Source organism: Nocardioides secundeburneus, assembly GCF_039939255.1.
Taxonomy (GTDB): Bacteria; Actinomycetota; Actinomycetes; order Propionibacteriales; family Nocardioidaceae; genus Nocardioides.
The window spans coordinates 326,923-342,079 of sequence record NZ_JBDUUE010000002.1 but is presented as its reverse complement, the minus strand read 5'-3'; the positions used below and the strand labels follow the sequence as shown (position 1 = coordinate 342,079).

Genomic DNA, 15,157 nt, shown 5'->3' with positions numbered 1-15,157 from the left:
GGCTGAGTCATGGGAGCCGACACCCGGGTAGACGTGGCGATCCAGGGCATCCGCCTCCTGGACGCCCCGGTCGCGCGCCGCGCGGGCGCCGGCCCCAGCGACGACGGGCACGTGCTGCTCGACGGTGTGGGGGCGGCCATCCCGCTCAACCCCCGCAGCCCCTACACCGTCAGCGGCGGCAAGCTGCTCCTCGACGGCGCCGACACCGGCATGGGCGTGGAGGCCGTGGCGCGCCCGAGGTTCTACGACCTCGAGACAGCCGACGGCGTGTCGTACGAGAAGATCGCGCGGCTGCACTCGGCCAACGTGCTCGCCACGACCGTCGTGCAGACCTGCGTGCGCTACGAGGAGTCGGAGCGCTGCCGGTTCTGCGCGATCGAGGAGTCGCTCAACGCGGGTGCCACGGTCGCGGTCAAGACGCCGGACCAGGTCGCGGAGGTCGCCAAGGCCGCCCACGACCTCGACGGCATCACCCAGATGGTCATGACGACCGGCACCAGCAACGGCCGCGACCGCGGCGCCACCCACCTCGCCCGGTGCGTGCGCGCCGTCCGCGAGGTGCTGCCCGACCTGCCCATCCAGGTGCAGTGCGAGCCACCCGGCGACCTGCAGACCATCCAGGACCTCTACGACGCCGGCGCCCGCTCGATCGGCATCCACGTCGAGAGCCTCGACGACGCCGCCCGCCTGGCCTGGATGCCGGGCAAGGGCGCCGTCCCGATGGCCGAGTACCAGGCCGCCTGGGCCGAGGCCGTGCGCGTCTTCGGCTGGAACCAGGTCTCGACCTACCTCCTCGTCGGCCTCGGCGAGGACCCCGACGAGATGGTCAGGGGCGCGGTCGAGCTCATCGAGATGGGCGTCTACCCGTTCGTCGTCCCGTTCCGCCCGCTCGCCGGCACGCTCGCCACCGACGTCGACGGCGCCGCCGCGCCCGACCCGCGCGACGTCTACAAGATCACCGCCCAGGTCTCGGCGGCCCTGCGGGCGCACGGCATGCTCGGCACCGACCAGGCCGCCGGGTGCGCCGCCTGCGGCGCCTGCTCGGCGCTGGGGTCGTGCTCCTCCGACGAGGCGGCGTCGTGACGAGCATCGTCGACGAGGTCATCCTCACCGGCTCCCGACGGACGACGCCCAGCCTCGACGCGTTCGTCGTCGTGCGTGCCGAGGCCCGCGAGGTGGCGGCCTACCGCGCCCTGCGGCGCGAGGTGTTCGTGCACGAGCAGGGCCTGTTCCGCGGCTCCGACCTCGACGACGTCGACGCCGACCCGCGCACGATCGTGCTCGTCGCCCTCGCCCACGACGGCGAGGTGCTCGGCGGCGTCCGCCTGCACCCCGCGATCACCGACGGCCCCGACCTCGGCTGGTGGCGCGGCTCCCGGCTCGCCGTGGCCACCGACGCCCGCCTGCTGCTGGGTGTCGGGGCCGCGCTCGTCCGGGCCGCGTGCGCCGCGGCCGAGCAGCAGGGCGCACTGCGCTTCGACGCCACCGTGCAGGCCCAGAACGAGCGGCTCTTCCGCCGGCTCGGCTGGGTGGCGCGCGAGCGCACCCACCTGCACGGCCACCCGCACGTCGTCGTCGACTGGCCCATCGCCCGGGTGCAACGACTCGTCGACGCCACGAAGGCGGCACTCGGGGGCCTGCTCCCCGCCCTGAGCGCCGGGGTGCCGGCCGGGTTCGTCGGCGACGACGGCGCCCCGGTGCCGGGCTCCGACCTGGTCGCCGCGTGCGACGCGATCCTGCCCTCGATGGTCGAGCGCGACCCCGAGTGGGCCGGGTGGTGCGCCGCCCTCGTCAACCTCAACGACCTGTCCGCCATGGGCGCCACGCCGGTGGCGCTGCTCGACGCCGTCGCCGCCCGCGACGCCTCCTTCGCCCGCCGCGTCCTGCGCGGGCTCGCCGACGCCAGCCAGGCCTGGGGCGTACCGGTCATCGGCGGCCACACCCAGCTCGGCGTCCCGGCCGCGCTGTCGGTCACCGCACTCGGTCGGACACCGCGTCCGATCCCCGGTGGTGGCGGCGAGGCCGGGCAGGCGCTCCGCGTCACCGCCGACCTCGGCGGCGGCTGGCGGCCGCGCTACACCGGGTCCCAGTGGGACTCCTCCAGTCACCGCACCGGCGAGGAGCTCAGAGCCGTTGCCGGTGTGGTCCCCGCCCTCGCGCCGACGGCCGCCAAGGACGTCAGCATGAGCGGGCTCGTCGGCACGACCGGCATGCTCGCCGAGGCCTCGGGCTGCCGCGCCGTCCTCGACGTCGCCGCGATCCCCACGCCCGACGCCGCCGCGACCGGCGACTGGCTCACCTGCTTCCCCGGCTTCGCCATGGTCACCGCCGAGTCGGCACCAGCCCGGGCCACCCTCCCCGGCCACGTCACGAGCTCCGTCTGCGGCGAGCTCACCGAGGGCAGCGGCGTCGGCCTGCGCTGGCCCGACGGGGTCGTCACCGAGGCCGTCACCTCCACCGTCACCGGAATGGGAACAGCATGAGCACCCACACCTTCGGCGCCGTGAGCGCCAACTTCGGCCGCGACGTCGACGACAACCTGCGCCAGGTCGCCCGGCTCGTCGACGACGCCCGGGCCCGCGGCACCTCGCTGCTCGCGCTCCCCGAGGCCTGTCTCGGCGGCTACCTGTCCGTGCTCGGCTCCGGCCGCGACGGCACCCACGCCGAGAGGCCCGACTCGCTCCCCCCGGTGATGGACGCCGACGGGCCCGAGCTGCGCGCCGTCGCCGCCGTCGCCCGCGAGATGACGCTCGTCGTCGGGTTCTGCGAGTCCGACGGCGGACGCCGCTTCAACAGCGCGGCCGTCGTCACCGGCGACGGCGTGCTCGGCGTGCACCGCAAGGTGCACCAGCCGCTCGGCGAGAACCTCTACTACGAGGCCGGCGAGGTCTTCCGGGCCGTCGAGACGCCGGTCGGCCGGCTCGGCGCGCTCATCTGCTACGACAAGGCGTTCCCCGAGGCCGCCCGCGGGCTCGCCCTCGACGGCGCCCAGGTGATCGCGTGCATCTCGGCCTGGCCCGCGGCCCGCACCGCCACCGCCGGCGACCTCGCCGACGACCGCTGGAAGAAGCGGTTCGACCTCTTCGACCAGGCCCGGGCGCTGGAGAACCAGGTCGTCTGGGTCGCCTCGAACCAGGCGGGCACGTTCGGCTCGCTCCGCTTCGTCGGCTCGGCCAAGGTCGTCGGGCCGGGCGGCGACGTGCTCGCCGCGACGTCCACGGGCGACGGCGTCGCCTACGCCGAGGTCGACGTCGCCGGGGCGCTCGAGGGCGCCCGCCGGTCGATGTTCCACCTCGGCGACCGGCGTCCCGAGCTCTACGTGGAGCCGGCGGTCAGCTATGCCTGAGATGACGCTCTCGGTGCGCTGGCCCGACGGCCGCGTGCAGGACTGCTACTCCCCCTCGCTCGTGCTGCACGACCACCTGGTCGCCGGCACGACCTACACGGTGCGCGACTTCACCCGGCGCTCCACGCTCGCCCTCGCGATCGCCAGCGAGCGGGTCAAGGAGAAGTTCGGCTTCGCCTGCACCTCCGCGGCCGCCACCACCCAGCAGATCACCGAGAGCGCCACGGCCTTCGGCCCCGACGACGTCGTCGAGGTCGTGCGCATGTGGCCACCCCTGCCCGCCCCGACCACCCAGGAGGCGCTGTGAGCACCGTGAGCACCACGAGCACCCGCTCCACCGCCGTCGCCGTCGTCGGCGGCGGCCAGGCCGGGCTGTCGACCAGCTGGTACCTGACCCGCGACGGCGTCGACCACGTCGTCCTCGAGGCCGGCACGGCCGCCCACGAGTGGGCCGACACCCGGTGGGACAACTTCACCCTCGTCACCCCCAACTGGCACTGCCGCCTGCCGGGCTACGCCTACGACGGCCCCGACCCCGACGGGTTCATGACCCGCGACGAGGTCGTGGCCTGGCTCGCCGGCTACGCACCGACGTTCGGCCCGCCGCTGCTCGAGCACACCCGCGTCACCTCGCTCGTCGAGCGTGACGGCGGCGGGTTCGTGCTGCAGACCTCCGGCCCCGACGGCGAGACGACCTGGGAGGCCGACCACGTCGTCCTGGCCACCGGCGGCTACCACCTGCCCATCGTGCCGCCGTGGGCCGGCGCCATCGACCCCGCGATCGAGCAGATCCACTCCGCCGACTACCGCAACCCCGAGCAGCTGCCCGACGGCGGCGTCCTCGTCGTCGGCTCCGGCCAGTCCGGCGCCCAGGTCGCCGAGGACCTCCACCTCGCCGGCCGTCAGGTGCACCTCGCGCTCGGCGACGCCCCGCGCGTCGCCCGCACCTACCGCGGGCGCGACTGCATGACCTGGCTGTCCGACATGGGCCTCTACGACACGGCGGTCGCGCAGTACCCGGGAGGCCTCGCCGCACGCGAGAAGACCAACCACTACGTCACCGGGCGCGACGGCGGCCGCGACATCGACCTGCGCGCGTTCGCCCTCGAGGGCATGCGGCTCTACGGCCTCCTCGACGGCCTCACGACGCCGGGCGGCTCGCACCTCACGTTCCGTCCGACGATGACCCAGGCGCTCGACGACGCCGACCGCACCTACAACTCGATCTGCCGCGACATCGACCGGTGGATCGACGCGCAGGGCATCGACGCGCCGCCGCCGTCGACCTACGAGCCGGTCTGGATGCCGGACGCCGACCCGACCGAGCTCGACCTCGCCGCGGCCGGGATCACCAGCGTGGTCTGGGCGATCGGCTACCGGCCCGACTACCGCTGGGTCGGCGTCGGCGTCTTCGACGGGCACGGACGGCCCACCCACACGCGCGGCGTCACGTCGGTGCCGGGGCTCTACTTCCTCGGCCTGCCGTGGCTGCACACGTGGGGCTCCGGCCGGTTCCTCGGCATCGCGCGCGACGCCGAGCACGTCGCGTCGTGCATCACCGGGACCGGGTCTCGAGGCTCCCAGGCTCGCACCTCGACCACCGTGTAGATGGAGGTGACCATCGGCGCGGTCGCCGCGCACTTCGGCCGCGACCTCGCGCGCGGGGTGGCCAAGGTCTGCGGCATCGTGGACGACGCCCGCGCGGCCGGGTGCGACCTGCTCGTGCTGCCCGACGCGGCGCTGGGCGGCTACCTCGACGACCTCCGGGCGCCGTCCGAGGCCCCGCCGGCGCTCGCCGAGGGCTCCCCCGAGATCGCCGCGGTCGCCGCCGCGGCCGGCGACCTGGTCGTGTGCGTGGGCTACGCCGAGCAGGCGGGCGAGACCGTGCACAACGCGGCCGTGTGCGTGAGCGGCGACGGCGTGCTCGGCCGGCACCGCAAGGTGCACCTGCCGGCCGGCGAGTCGACCGTCTACGCGCCGGGTGAGGGCTTCTCGGCGTTCGACACCCCGGTCGGCCGGCTCGGCATGCTCATCGACTACGACAAGACGTTCCCCGAGGCCGCGCGCACGCTCGCCCTCGACGGCGCCACGGTGCTGGCCTGCCTGTCGGCGTGGCCGGCCTCGGTCACCGACCGGGCGTCGCGGCTGCCGCAGGACCGGCAGTCGCGGCTGTTCGACCTCTACGACAGCGCCCGGGCCGCCGAGAACCAGGTCGTGTGGGCCTCGAGCAACCAGACGGGCATGCTCGGCGGCCTGCGCTTCCTCGGCCAGGCGAAGGTCGTGGGCCCGGGCGGCGACGTGCTCGCCCGCACCTCGGCCAAGGGCGGTCTCGCGGTCGCGACCATCGACGTCGACGCCGAGATCGCGCGCTCGCGACGGGTGCTGCACCACCTCGCCGAGCTCGAGACGGCGGCCTACCGGTGACGCCGCGGAGCGTGGCGCTGCTGACCTACTCGACCAGGCCGCGCGGGGGCGTCGTCCACACCCTCGCCCTGGCCGAGGCGCTCGCCGCCCTCGGCGTCGACGTGCACGTGTGGACGCTGGGCCGGGGCGGCGACACGACGTTCTTCCGGCCCGTCGACCCCGCGGTCACCGTGCACGCCGTCCCGTTCGCCGACCGGCCCGACGGTCTGGTCGCCGAGGACGTCACCGAGGACGTCGGCGCCCGGATCGTGCGCTCCATCGACGTGCTGGCCGAGGCGTTCGCGGCCGAGCGGGCGGCGTACGACGTGGTGCACGCCCAGGACTGCATCAGCGCCAACGCCGCGCTGCGCTCCGGGACGTGCCTGCGCACGGTGCACCACCTCGACACCTTCACCACGCCCGAGCTGGTGGCCTGCCACGACCGCGCGGTGCACGAGCCCGCGGGGCTGGTCTGCGTCTCGGCCGCGGTGGCCGAGGAGGTACGCGCCGGCTACGGGCGAACCACGACGGTGATCGCGAACGGGGTCGCCGCCGCCCGGTTCGAGGCGGGCGCGCTCGACGCCGCCGGCCGCGGCGCGTGCCGGCGCGAGCTCGGCCGCTACGTGCTGGCCGTCGGCGGCATCGAGCCCCGCAAGGGCACCCTCGACCTCCTCGAGGCGTTCGCCGGCCTCCGCGCCGCCCACCCCGACGTTCGGCTGGTGCTCGCGGGCGGCGAGACGCTCTTCGACTACCGCGACTACCGGACCGCCTTCGACGCCCGCGCCGCCGAGCTCGGCGTCGAGCCCGTCCTGCTCGGCGTCGTGGACGACGACGCCCTGCCCGCGCTCGTGGCCGAGGCCGCCGCGCTGTCGTTCGTCTCGACCAAGGAGGGCTTCGGCCTCGCCGCCCTCGAGGCCCTCGCCGCCGGGACGCCGGTGCTCGCCCGCGACCTGCCGGTGCTGCGCGAGGTGCTCGGCGACACCGTCGCCTACGCCGCCGACGTGCCGGCCATGACCGACGCGCTCACCGGCCTGCTCACCGACCCCCCGCCGTCCGAGCCCGGACGCGACCTGGCCCGCTCCTTCTCCTGGACCACCGCGGCCGAGGCCCACCTGGCCTTCTACGAGAACGCGCTGAGCGCGCACACCGGCCGGCCCACGCACCTCGACTGAATCAGCTCGCATCCCAGGATCGGGCGAGCACGTGGGTACGACAGGTGGCCTGGGGCGGCCGCCCCTACCGCCTCGGCAGGTGCAGGCGCAGGACGTCGGCGTCGGCGGGCCGTTCGAGCGAGCCGCCGACGGCGTCGAGCATCGTGCGCACGCGAGCGTGCGGCACCTGGCGCGGGGCGCCGAGGACGCCGTCGCGGCCGGCACAGAGCAGGTCGACGCGCAGGCGGCTGGCGGCGCCCTCGAAGACGAGCCGGACCGCGCCACGCTCGCGCACGATGATGTCGTCGAAGATCAGGTCGAGCACCTGCTCGACCGGGCCGGGGGTGAAGAGCAGCTCGATGTCGCCCTCGACGGCGGCGGTGAGACGGCGTCCGTCGTCGTCGAGCGCGTCGGCCCAGCGCTGGGCCACCTGGGTGGCGAGGTCGCGCAGCGGCACCGCGGCGCCGGCGACCAGCACCCCGCGACCGCCGAGCTCGACGAGCTCGCCGGCGACGTCGTTGAGCTGGCCGACGGCCTTGAGGCAGGCCGTCGCCGCCTCGCGGGCGTCGGGCGAGAGGCCGGGATCGTCGATGAGCACCTCGAGCCGCAGCCGGAGGCTGGTGAGGGGCGTGCGGAGCACGTGGCTGGTGTGCTGGCCGAACTGCCGCTCGCGCTCGAGCCGGTCGCGCAGCTGGCTCGCACTCTGCTCGAGCGCCGAGGCGATCGCGCGGGCCTCGGGGACGCCGCCGCGCGGCAGGTCGAGGTCGAAGCGGCCGCGGCCCAGGGCCGCGGCGGCGACCGCGAGCTGCCGGAACGGCGCGGAGAGGCTGCGGGCCACCACGTAGCCCAGGAGCCCGGCGAGACAGGCGAGCAGCGCGAAGAGGGCGAGGAGCTCGGGCCATCGGGCCCCGAACGGTCCGTCCTCGGCGGCGTCGCGACGGCTCACCGTGAGCGTGCCATCGCCCACGGTCACCGTGGCCACCACCTCGTCGTCGGCGTCGCCGCCGGCGAAGTCGGGGCCGACGGCCACGACCGGGTCGGCGCCCGGGGTGGCGTAGGTCAGCTGGACCCGCGGCCCGGCGTAGGGCGCCAGGACCTCGGCGCCGACGGGCTCGCCGTCGGCCACCCGGTCGGCGACGATGATGGCCAGAGCGGCCGCCGTCGCGGCGGCGTCGCGGCTCTCCTCGGTGCGCGCGTCACCGGCGCCGGCGTAGGCGCGCACGAGGCCGGCTCCGAGGAGGAGCAGCAGCGTAATGGCGACGAACGAGGCGGTGAGTCGTTCACGCATCGGGAGCGGGGGCTTCCAGGCGGAAACCGACGCCGCGCACCGCGACGACCCGCTCGGTGACCCCGACACTCTCGAGCTTCTGACGCAGACGTCCGATCGTCACGTCGAGCGTCTTGGTGGATCCGTACCAGTTCTCGTCCCAGACGTCGGCCATGAGACGCCCACGGCTGACGACCTTGTCCTTGTTGGCGGCCAGGATCGACAGCACGTCGAACTCCTTGCCGGTCAGCGGCACCTCGGTGTCGCCGGCGTAGACCCGCCGGGCCGCGACGTCGATGCGCAGGCCGTCGTCGGGCTCGTCGGAGCCCGACGCCGCGCCGGCCCCGGTGCGCCGCAGCAGCGCACGCACCCGCGCCTGCAGCTCGGCCAGCCCGAACGGCTTGGCCAGGTAGTCGTCGGCGCCGTAGTCGAGACCGACGACGCGGTCGAGCTCTCCGGCGCGGGCGGTGACGATCATGATCGCGCCCTCGTAGCCGGCGGAGCGGGCCTGCTTGCACACCTCGAGGCCGTCCATGTCGGGCAGGCCGAGGTCGAGGATGACCACGTCGGTGGTCTTGCCACCGAGCTCGTCGAGGGCCCGCTGGCCGCTGTCGACCCAGCCGACCTCGTAGCCCTCGCGCTCCAGCGTCCGGACGAGGGGGAACGCGATGTCCTCCTCGTCCTCGACGACGAGAACTCTGTGGCCCATGCAGGGAAGCATAGGGGGTGGGGGACGTCGTCCGGCGGCGCCTTGACCAAACGCGTGACCATGGCCATCACCGCGTCCGGGTGAGGGTACCCCTGCGGGTATGGGCCGCTCGTCGGCGGGCGACGAGGCGGTGGGGCGCCCGGCGGTGCCACCGCGCGAGGGCGAGCAGGGCCAGCACCGCGAACGCCGAGACGACCGCGGCGACGAGGACCCGGGCGTAGGGAGCGGCGACCAGCACCTCCGCCGAGGTGGGCGCCTGCGTGATGGTCACCCGGGCGTCGTTGTCGAGCACGATCGCGTCGGCGTCGCGCCCGGTGACCACGCGCAGGTCGCCGCTGCGCACGACGCGGTCGCCCACCCCGAGGTCACCGGTCGGGACCGTGCGGCTCAGCGTCAGGGTGCCGAGCGTGGACTCGTGACCGGGGACGTCGACGACGCGCTGGTGCAGGCCGAGCACGGGGGGCGCCAGGGCCAGCACCGCGAAGCAGACGACCAGCGCGGCCGCGAGGGACTCGGCGATCCGGACCTCGCGCGTGCGCGCGGGGAGGATGCGACGCCGGGTGCCGGTCAGCAGCTCCACGGGTGGTACTCCCCAGCGAGGGGAAGTGCGGGTAGGGAGCGGGGGGACGGAGCGGGCGGCGGACCGCAATCCCCCCAGATCTGCGGCCCGCCCCCTGAGCTCGACCACCACGTTACGGAGGCCTGCACCACGCGACGGGCACGACCGGGCAACCAACGGGTAACAGTCTCGACCCGCTCGACGCTGGTCAGTCGTCAAGTCGGTCGGGGAGCCGGCCGTGGAGCGTCAGGTGGCCAGCAGGTCGCCGAGGTCGTCGGCCCGCTCGAGCACGGTCTCGAACCGCAGCTGCTCGATGTCGAGCGGGTCGTCGGCGCCGGCCACGACCTCGTCCCACGTGATCGGGGCGGCGACGTAGGGCCGCTCCTTGCCGCGCAGGGAGTAGGGCGTGATCGTGGTCTTGAAGCCGGCGTTCTGCGACCAGTCGAGGAACACCTTGCCGCCCCGCTTGGCCTTCGTCATGGCCGAGGTGACGAGGCGTCGGTGCTCGGCCTCGAGCTCCTCGGCGACCTGCTTGGCCAGCGCGGAGGAGTCCTCCGACGGCAGCCGCTGCGGCAGGTCGGCGTAGAGGTGGAGGCCCTTGCTGCCGCTGAGCACCGGCTTGGCCGCCAGGCCACGCTCGGCGAGCTTGTCGCGGGCCAGCAGCGCCACCTGGCAGCACTCGTGCAGCCCGGCGGGCTCGCCCGGGTCGAGGTCGATGACGATCCGGTCGGCGTTGCGCGGCCGGCCGTTGCGCCCGACCTTCCACTGGTGCACGTGCAGCTCGATCGCGGCGAGGTTGGCCAGCCAGGTGAGGGTGGCGAGGTCGTCGCAGACCGGGAAGCGGAGGGTGTCGTTGTCGACGCGGCCGTAGCGGCCCTCGCGCCGTCCGCCGGTGGGCACCTCGACCGTGCGCACCCACGACGGCGTGCCCGCGGGTGCGTTCTTCTCGAAGAAGCTGATGTCCTGGACGCCGTGCGGCCAGCGGATGCGGGTGACCGCGCGGTCCTTGAGGTGCGGCAGCAGCACCGGGGAGATGCGGGCGTAGTAGTCGAGCACCTCGCCCTTGGTGGTGCCGGTCTGCGGGTAGAGCACCTTGGCCAGGTTGCTGATCTTGAGCGTGCGGCCGTCGACGTCGACGTGCAGCTCCTCGGCCTCGAACCTCTCGCGCTTCGGCACGGGTCTACCGCCCGATCGCGATGACCGGCCGCTGGGCCGGGTCGAGCCGGACCATCAGCATCCGCAGGAAGCCCCGCGGCGCGCTCACGCACCCGGCGGTGGCCCCGCGGCCGTTGACGTGGAGGAAGATCCCGGACCCGCGATGGCGCACCTGCGCCGCGTTGTAGTCCATGACGACGACGTGCTCGTACTGCGTGCCGTAGTCGGTCAGCCGCTCCGACGACTCGGGGTGCGAGGCCGGCAGCCACCAGCGGAAGCCGCCCCACCGCTGGTTGCGATAGGTGTTGTACCAGCGGCTGGCGTTGTCCTGCACCCAGAAGTCGCCGGCCTCGATCCGGCGGTGCGGCAACGCCCAGGCCGGACGCCGCGCGTGGGTGCCGAAGGTGGAGGTGAGCCGGTAGGTGCCGAGGGGCGTGGTGCCGGTGCCCTGCCGGCGACGGTCGCCGCGCACGAGCCCGCCGTAGCCGATGCGGCCGTCGGTGGTCGTGCGCACCGTCGTCCAGCCGCGGTCGCGGAGCACGTGCAGGGCGACCCGCGCGTCGTGACCGCCGGTGTGGTTCACCGTGACGACCTGCGTGGTGCCCGCGCGCAACCGCACGCGGACGCCGTCGAGGGTGACGGTGCGCGCGGCGACCGGCGGCGTCGTCCGGACGGCGTCGGGGTCGGCCGCGGCGGCGCGCGTCGGCACGGCGACGACCGCAAGCGTGGCGGCGACGATCAGGGCGAGCGCGGCTCTCACAGGTCCTCCGGGGCCAGGTCGGTACGCAGCCCACGGTAGGAGGGTTGCCGCAGCCGTTGGTAGCCCCGTCCGTGCGACTCCACGTCGACGACGAGCACCGGCTCGAGCCAGGTCGCGCCGATGCGGTCCTCGCGAGGCACGTCGTCGACGAACGGGTGGGTGCCGCGGGCCAGACCCGCGACCGCCTCGGTGAGCAGCCGGCTCTGCTTCGGGCCGATGCCGCTGCCGACCCGGCCGCGGAAGACCAGCCCCTCGGGCGTGATCGACCCGACCAGCAGTGAGGCCAGCCGGTCGCTCGTGCCCTCCTGCGGTCGCCAGCCGCCGACGACGTAGGACACCCGGAACCGGTGCGGGAACTTCAGCCAGTGCGGGCTCCGCTCCCCCGGCCTGTAGGTCGAGCCGAGCCGCTTGCTCACGATGCCCTCGAGGCCCTGCTGCATCGTCGCCTCGTGCAGCATCGCGCCGTCGTCGTAGGACGCCGGCACCTGCCACGGCGTCCCGTCGAGCACCTCGGCGAGGCGCGCGCGCCGGTCGACGAGCGGCTCGTGGGTGAGGTCGCGGCCCTGGTAGCGGAGCAGGTCGAAGACCATGAACGTCACCGGCACGGTCTCGACGAGCCGTTGCACCGACGTGGCCTGCCGCACGTGCATGCGCTCCTGCAGGGTGCGGAAGTCGGGGACGCCGTGCTCGTTGAGCGCGATCACCTCGCCGTCGACGAGGAGGTCGCGACGCCGCAGCCCGCGGTGCTCGCGCAGCCCGGTCGCGACGTCGGGCCAGGCCGCGGTCACGTCGTTGTCGTTGCGCGAGGTCAGCCGGTAGCGACCGCGCTCGCCGTAGCCGCCGGAGTCGGCCAGGATGCGCATGCCGTCCCACTTGACCTCGTGCGCCCACTCCTCCGAGGTCGGGACGTGGTCGCCGGTGGTGGCGAGCATGGGGCGCACGCGCCCATCCTGCCCCGTCGGGCGATGACTTCCGGGGGTCCCACCCGTCACACTGAGGAGCAATCGTCCGACGAAAGGCTTCCCCCATGCGTGCGATCTGGAAGGGCGCGGTGTCCTTCGGGCTGGTCAGCGTGCCGGTCAAGCTCTACTCGGCGACCGAGAGCCACGACATCTCGTTCCGGCAGGTGCACGAGGCCGACGGCGGGCGCATCAAGTACCAGCGCGTGTGCTCCATCGACGGCGAGGAGGTGCCCTACGCCGAGATCGCCAAGGGCTACGAGACCGAGGACGGCGAGATGGTCATCCTCACCGACGACGACATGGCCTCGCTGCCCCTGACCTCGTCGCGCGAGATCGCCGTCGAGAAGTTCGTGCCGACGTCGCAGATCGACCCGATGCTGTTCGAGAAGTCCTACTACCTCGAGCCCGAGAAGACCGGCGCCAAGCCCTACGCCCTGCTGCGCCAGGCCCTGCTCGACGCCGACCGCATGGCCGTCGTCACCATCGCGCTGCGCAACCGCACCTCCGTCGCGGTGCTGCGCGTGCGCGACGACGTGATCGTGCTCCAGACGATGATGTGGCCCGACGAGATCCGTACCCCCGACTTCCAGATCGAGACCGGGGAGATCAAGGACTCCGAGGTCAAGATGGCCCAGATGCTCGTCGAGACCCTCGCCGGCGACTTCGACGCCAGCGAGTTCGAGGACGACTACGCCGACGCCGTCCAGGCCGTCGTCAAGGCCAAGATCGAGGGCGGCGAGATCAAGCGCACCCCCACCTCCACCAAGACCGGCGGCGAGGTCGTCGACCTGCTCGCCGCGCTCCAGCGCTCCGTCGCCGCGGCCAAGACCGCCCGCGGCGAGGACGTGCCGGACGACGCCGACGACTCCGACGACGCGGGCGACTCCGACGAGGCGCCGGCGAAGAAGACCGCGGCCAAGAGGGCCCCGGCGAAGAAGAACGCCATGAAGGCTCCGGCGAAGAAGGCCGCAGCCAAGAAGACGGCGGCCAAGAAGACCGCCGCCAAGAAGACCACGAAGAAGGCGCCGGCCAAGAAGGCGAGCTGACGGCGTCCGTCGTCCTGGGGCCGGCGGGGCCCGGGGCGGGGAGTACCCGGTGCACCGGGTACTCCTGACGTTCCCAGGGGTTGCAACACCTGAGAAGCGGGAGCAGTCCCCGAGAAGCATGGTGCGCGGTCGGTGCGACCGGCTGCCCGGTCAGCGCCGCTCGGCGGCCTCGATCAGGTCGAGGACGACGTTGACCGGGCGGATGCGCCCGCTCACCACCGGCGACCCCTCGTCGCCGAACAGCGACGACGGGATGCCGATGATCTCGGCGTCGTTGTTGATCGCCGCTCCCCCCGAGTTGCCCGGGGCGATGCGGGTGTCGGTGTCGATCTCCGAGCGCGGTCCCATCCCCGAGCGGTCGATGAACGTCGAGATCACGCCCTTGGTGACCGTGAGCCGCGTCGATCCCGAGATGCCGGGGAAGCCGAGCACGGTCACGTCGTCGCCCGACTCGAGCTCGTCGGAGTCGCCGACCGGGATGACGGGCAGGTCGAGCGTGGCGGGGTCGACCTCGGCGCCGTCGACGGTGGCGTAGACCTGCATCACCGCGACGTCGCGCCTGCCGTCGACCTCGACCGGGCGGGCGAGGTACTCCGCGGCGGCCGGGGCGTCGTCGTCGCCCTCGACGAGCGAGACGCGCAGGTGGTCGGGGTCGGCGAGGCCGGGGTCTCCGTAGTACGACGCGAGTCCCTCGGCCTCCGGCATCGCCACGTGGGCGTTGGTGAGGATGAGGCCGTCGCTGCTGATGATGGTGCCCGAGCCCGTGTAGGTGACCGGGTCGCCGTCGTCGTCCTCGGTCTCGCCCGTGAGCAGCACGGTGGCGGCCTTGGCCCGGTCGAGCTCGGTGGCGGTGAGGTCGTCGAGGGACGACGAGACCTCGGCCGCGGCCTCCGCGGTCTCGGACGACGGCACGGTGCCCTCGCGGGCGACGTCGGACGACGGCGACGCGTCGTCGGTGAGCCGGACGACGCCCACCACCGTCGCGGCGACCAGCAGCAGCGCGGCAGCGACGCCACCGGCCCGCGCGAGGAGGCGACGACGTCGGCGCCGCACGATGCGACGCTCGTCCTCGGCCGCGGTCAGCACCGGCGTCAGGATGAGGCGGGGCCCGGCGACCGGGTGGCCGAGGCGGAGGTCGAGGCGGCCGCGGAGCGGACGGGACCCGGTCCGGCGTCCTCGGCGGAAGGTGCCCTGGTCGGACAGGTCGGTCCAGACCCACCCTCCCGGGACGGCGTCGACCTGACCGTGCAGGGGCGAGACCGCCTCGTCGTCGACGACGACCTCGCAGCCGGCGTCGCTGCCCACCCGCAGGTGGGCTGGATGGCGGAAGCGGTGCTCCTCGCCGCGCGCGACCAGGAACAGGTCGGGGCCGGTGCGAGGCTGCGGGGCCCGCTCCGGCAGCGAGCGGGGTCCGCCGTACATCGTCGGCTCCGGTGCGGCGGCGTGGCGCGGCACCCGGTGCACCGACGCCGGCGCCGGGAGAGGGCGGCCGGGGGCGATGGGCTCGGCGGTGAACGTGGAGCCGACGGTCTCGGGCCCGCACTGCACGTCGACGGCGCCGTCGAGGCGGTGCACGCGGACCCGGTCGCGACCCGTGAACGTGCCGAACTGGCTGCCGGCGTCGACCAGCACCCAGCCGTCGCCGTCGGGCCGCAGCTCGGCGTGCGACCGCGAGACCGAGAGGGCGGTGAGCACGACGTCGGCCTCGAGCGCCCGGCCGACGCGGACCGGTCGGCTGCCGTCGAAGTGCAGCACCCGGCCGTCGAGGCGGACCGTGAGACCCGCCACCGCGTCCTCCT

The 15,157-nt window shown here is 74.2% G+C and carries 15 protein-coding genes; 8 read left to right on the top strand and 7 right to left on the bottom strand.

The features are described from left to right. Positions 1-9: 9 nt before the first annotated feature. From ABFT23_RS06605 to ABFT23_RS06575, 7 genes are read left to right on the top strand one after another with little or no spacing between them, the layout of a single operon-like run. The gene (locus ABFT23_RS06605) at positions 10-1,083 is read left to right on the top strand and encodes an MSMEG_0568 family radical SAM protein (RefSeq protein WP_347893482.1); all 1,074 of its coding nucleotides are present in this window, start codon (positions 10-12) and stop codon (positions 1,081-1,083) included. Continuing rightward, positions 1,080-2,483, top strand: a complete 1,404-nt coding sequence (locus tag ABFT23_RS06600; protein WP_347893480.1) for an MSMEG_0567/sll0787 family protein — start codon at positions 1,080-1,082, stop codon at positions 2,481-2,483. Before ABFT23_RS06605 ends, ABFT23_RS06600 begins: the two co-directional genes overlap by 4 nt. Continuing rightward, the gene (locus ABFT23_RS06595) at positions 2,480-3,346 is read left to right on the top strand and encodes a carbon-nitrogen hydrolase family protein (RefSeq protein WP_347893478.1); all 867 of its coding nucleotides are present in this window, start codon (positions 2,480-2,482) and stop codon (positions 3,344-3,346) included. Before ABFT23_RS06600 ends, ABFT23_RS06595 begins: the two co-directional genes overlap by 4 nt. Further along, the gene (locus ABFT23_RS06590; protein WP_347893476.1) at positions 3,339-3,653 is read left to right on the top strand and encodes an MSMEG_0570 family nitrogen starvation response protein; all 315 of its coding nucleotides are present in this window, start codon (positions 3,339-3,341) and stop codon (positions 3,651-3,653) included. Before ABFT23_RS06595 ends, ABFT23_RS06590 begins: the two co-directional genes overlap by 8 nt. Next, positions 3,650-4,954, top strand: a complete 1,305-nt coding sequence (locus ABFT23_RS06585; protein ID WP_347893474.1) for an MSMEG_0569 family flavin-dependent oxidoreductase — start codon at positions 3,650-3,652, stop codon at positions 4,952-4,954. Before ABFT23_RS06590 ends, ABFT23_RS06585 begins: the two co-directional genes overlap by 4 nt. Beyond that, on the top strand, positions 4,955-5,770 hold the full coding sequence (locus ABFT23_RS06580; protein WP_347893472.1) for a carbon-nitrogen hydrolase family protein: 816 nt from the start codon (positions 4,955-4,957) through the stop codon (positions 5,768-5,770). Between the two features lie 11 nt (positions 5,771-5,781). Continuing rightward, positions 5,782-6,921, top strand: a complete 1,140-nt coding sequence (locus ABFT23_RS06575) for an MSMEG_0565 family glycosyltransferase (protein WP_347893470.1) — start codon at positions 5,782-5,784, stop codon at positions 6,919-6,921. A gap of 64 nt (positions 6,922-6,985) precedes the next feature. Here the strand turns inward: ABFT23_RS06575 and ABFT23_RS06570 are convergent, their stop codons facing one another. The 6 genes from ABFT23_RS06570 to ABFT23_RS06545 all read right to left on the bottom strand — a co-directional run bounded on the left by ABFT23_RS06570 (position 6,986) and on the right by ABFT23_RS06545 (position 12,282). Then, entirely contained in the window at positions 6,986-8,188 is a 1,203-nt protein-coding gene (locus ABFT23_RS06570; protein ID WP_347893468.1) for a histidine kinase dimerization/phospho-acceptor domain-containing protein, read from the bottom strand. Next, positions 8,181-8,876, bottom strand: coding sequence for a response regulator transcription factor (locus ABFT23_RS06565; protein ID WP_347893466.1), 696 nt, complete (start codon positions 8,874-8,876; stop codon positions 8,181-8,183). The genes ABFT23_RS06570 and ABFT23_RS06565 overlap by 8 nt, the downstream gene beginning before the upstream one ends. A gap of 67 nt (positions 8,877-8,943) precedes the next feature. Next, entirely contained in the window at positions 8,944-9,456 is a 513-nt protein-coding gene (locus ABFT23_RS06560; RefSeq protein ID WP_347893464.1) for a hypothetical protein, read from the bottom strand. 225 nt (positions 9,457-9,681) lie between these two features. Then, positions 9,682-10,611: a non-homologous end-joining DNA ligase gene (gene ligD / locus ABFT23_RS06555; protein ID WP_347893462.1), complete on the bottom strand. Its 930-nt coding sequence runs from the start codon at positions 10,609-10,611 to the stop codon at positions 9,682-9,684. Between the two features lie 4 nt (positions 10,612-10,615). Next, on the bottom strand, positions 10,616-11,350 hold the full coding sequence (locus ABFT23_RS06550) for a L,D-transpeptidase family protein (RefSeq protein ID WP_347893460.1): 735 nt from the start codon (positions 11,348-11,350) through the stop codon (positions 10,616-10,618). Beyond that, positions 11,347-12,282: an ATP-dependent DNA ligase gene (locus ABFT23_RS06545; protein WP_347894026.1), complete on the bottom strand. Its 936-nt coding sequence runs from the start codon at positions 12,280-12,282 to the stop codon at positions 11,347-11,349. The genes ABFT23_RS06550 and ABFT23_RS06545 overlap by 4 nt, the downstream gene beginning before the upstream one ends. Before the next feature lie 95 nt (positions 12,283-12,377). Here ABFT23_RS06545 and ku point away from each other — a divergent pair, with 95 nt between their 5' ends. Beyond that, positions 12,378-13,358 (top strand): non-homologous end joining protein Ku, encoded by a 981-nt coding sequence (ku, locus tag ABFT23_RS06540; RefSeq protein ID WP_347893458.1) that lies wholly within the window; start codon positions 12,378-12,380, stop codon positions 13,356-13,358. Positions 13,359-13,508: 150 nt separating this feature from the next. Here the strand turns inward: ku and ABFT23_RS06535 are convergent, their stop codons facing one another. Further along, a complete protein-coding gene (locus ABFT23_RS06535; protein ID WP_347893457.1) occupies positions 13,509-15,146 on the bottom strand; it encodes a trypsin-like peptidase domain-containing protein in 1,638 nt (545 codons plus the stop codon). Between the last annotated feature and the right edge of the window lie 11 nt (positions 15,147-15,157).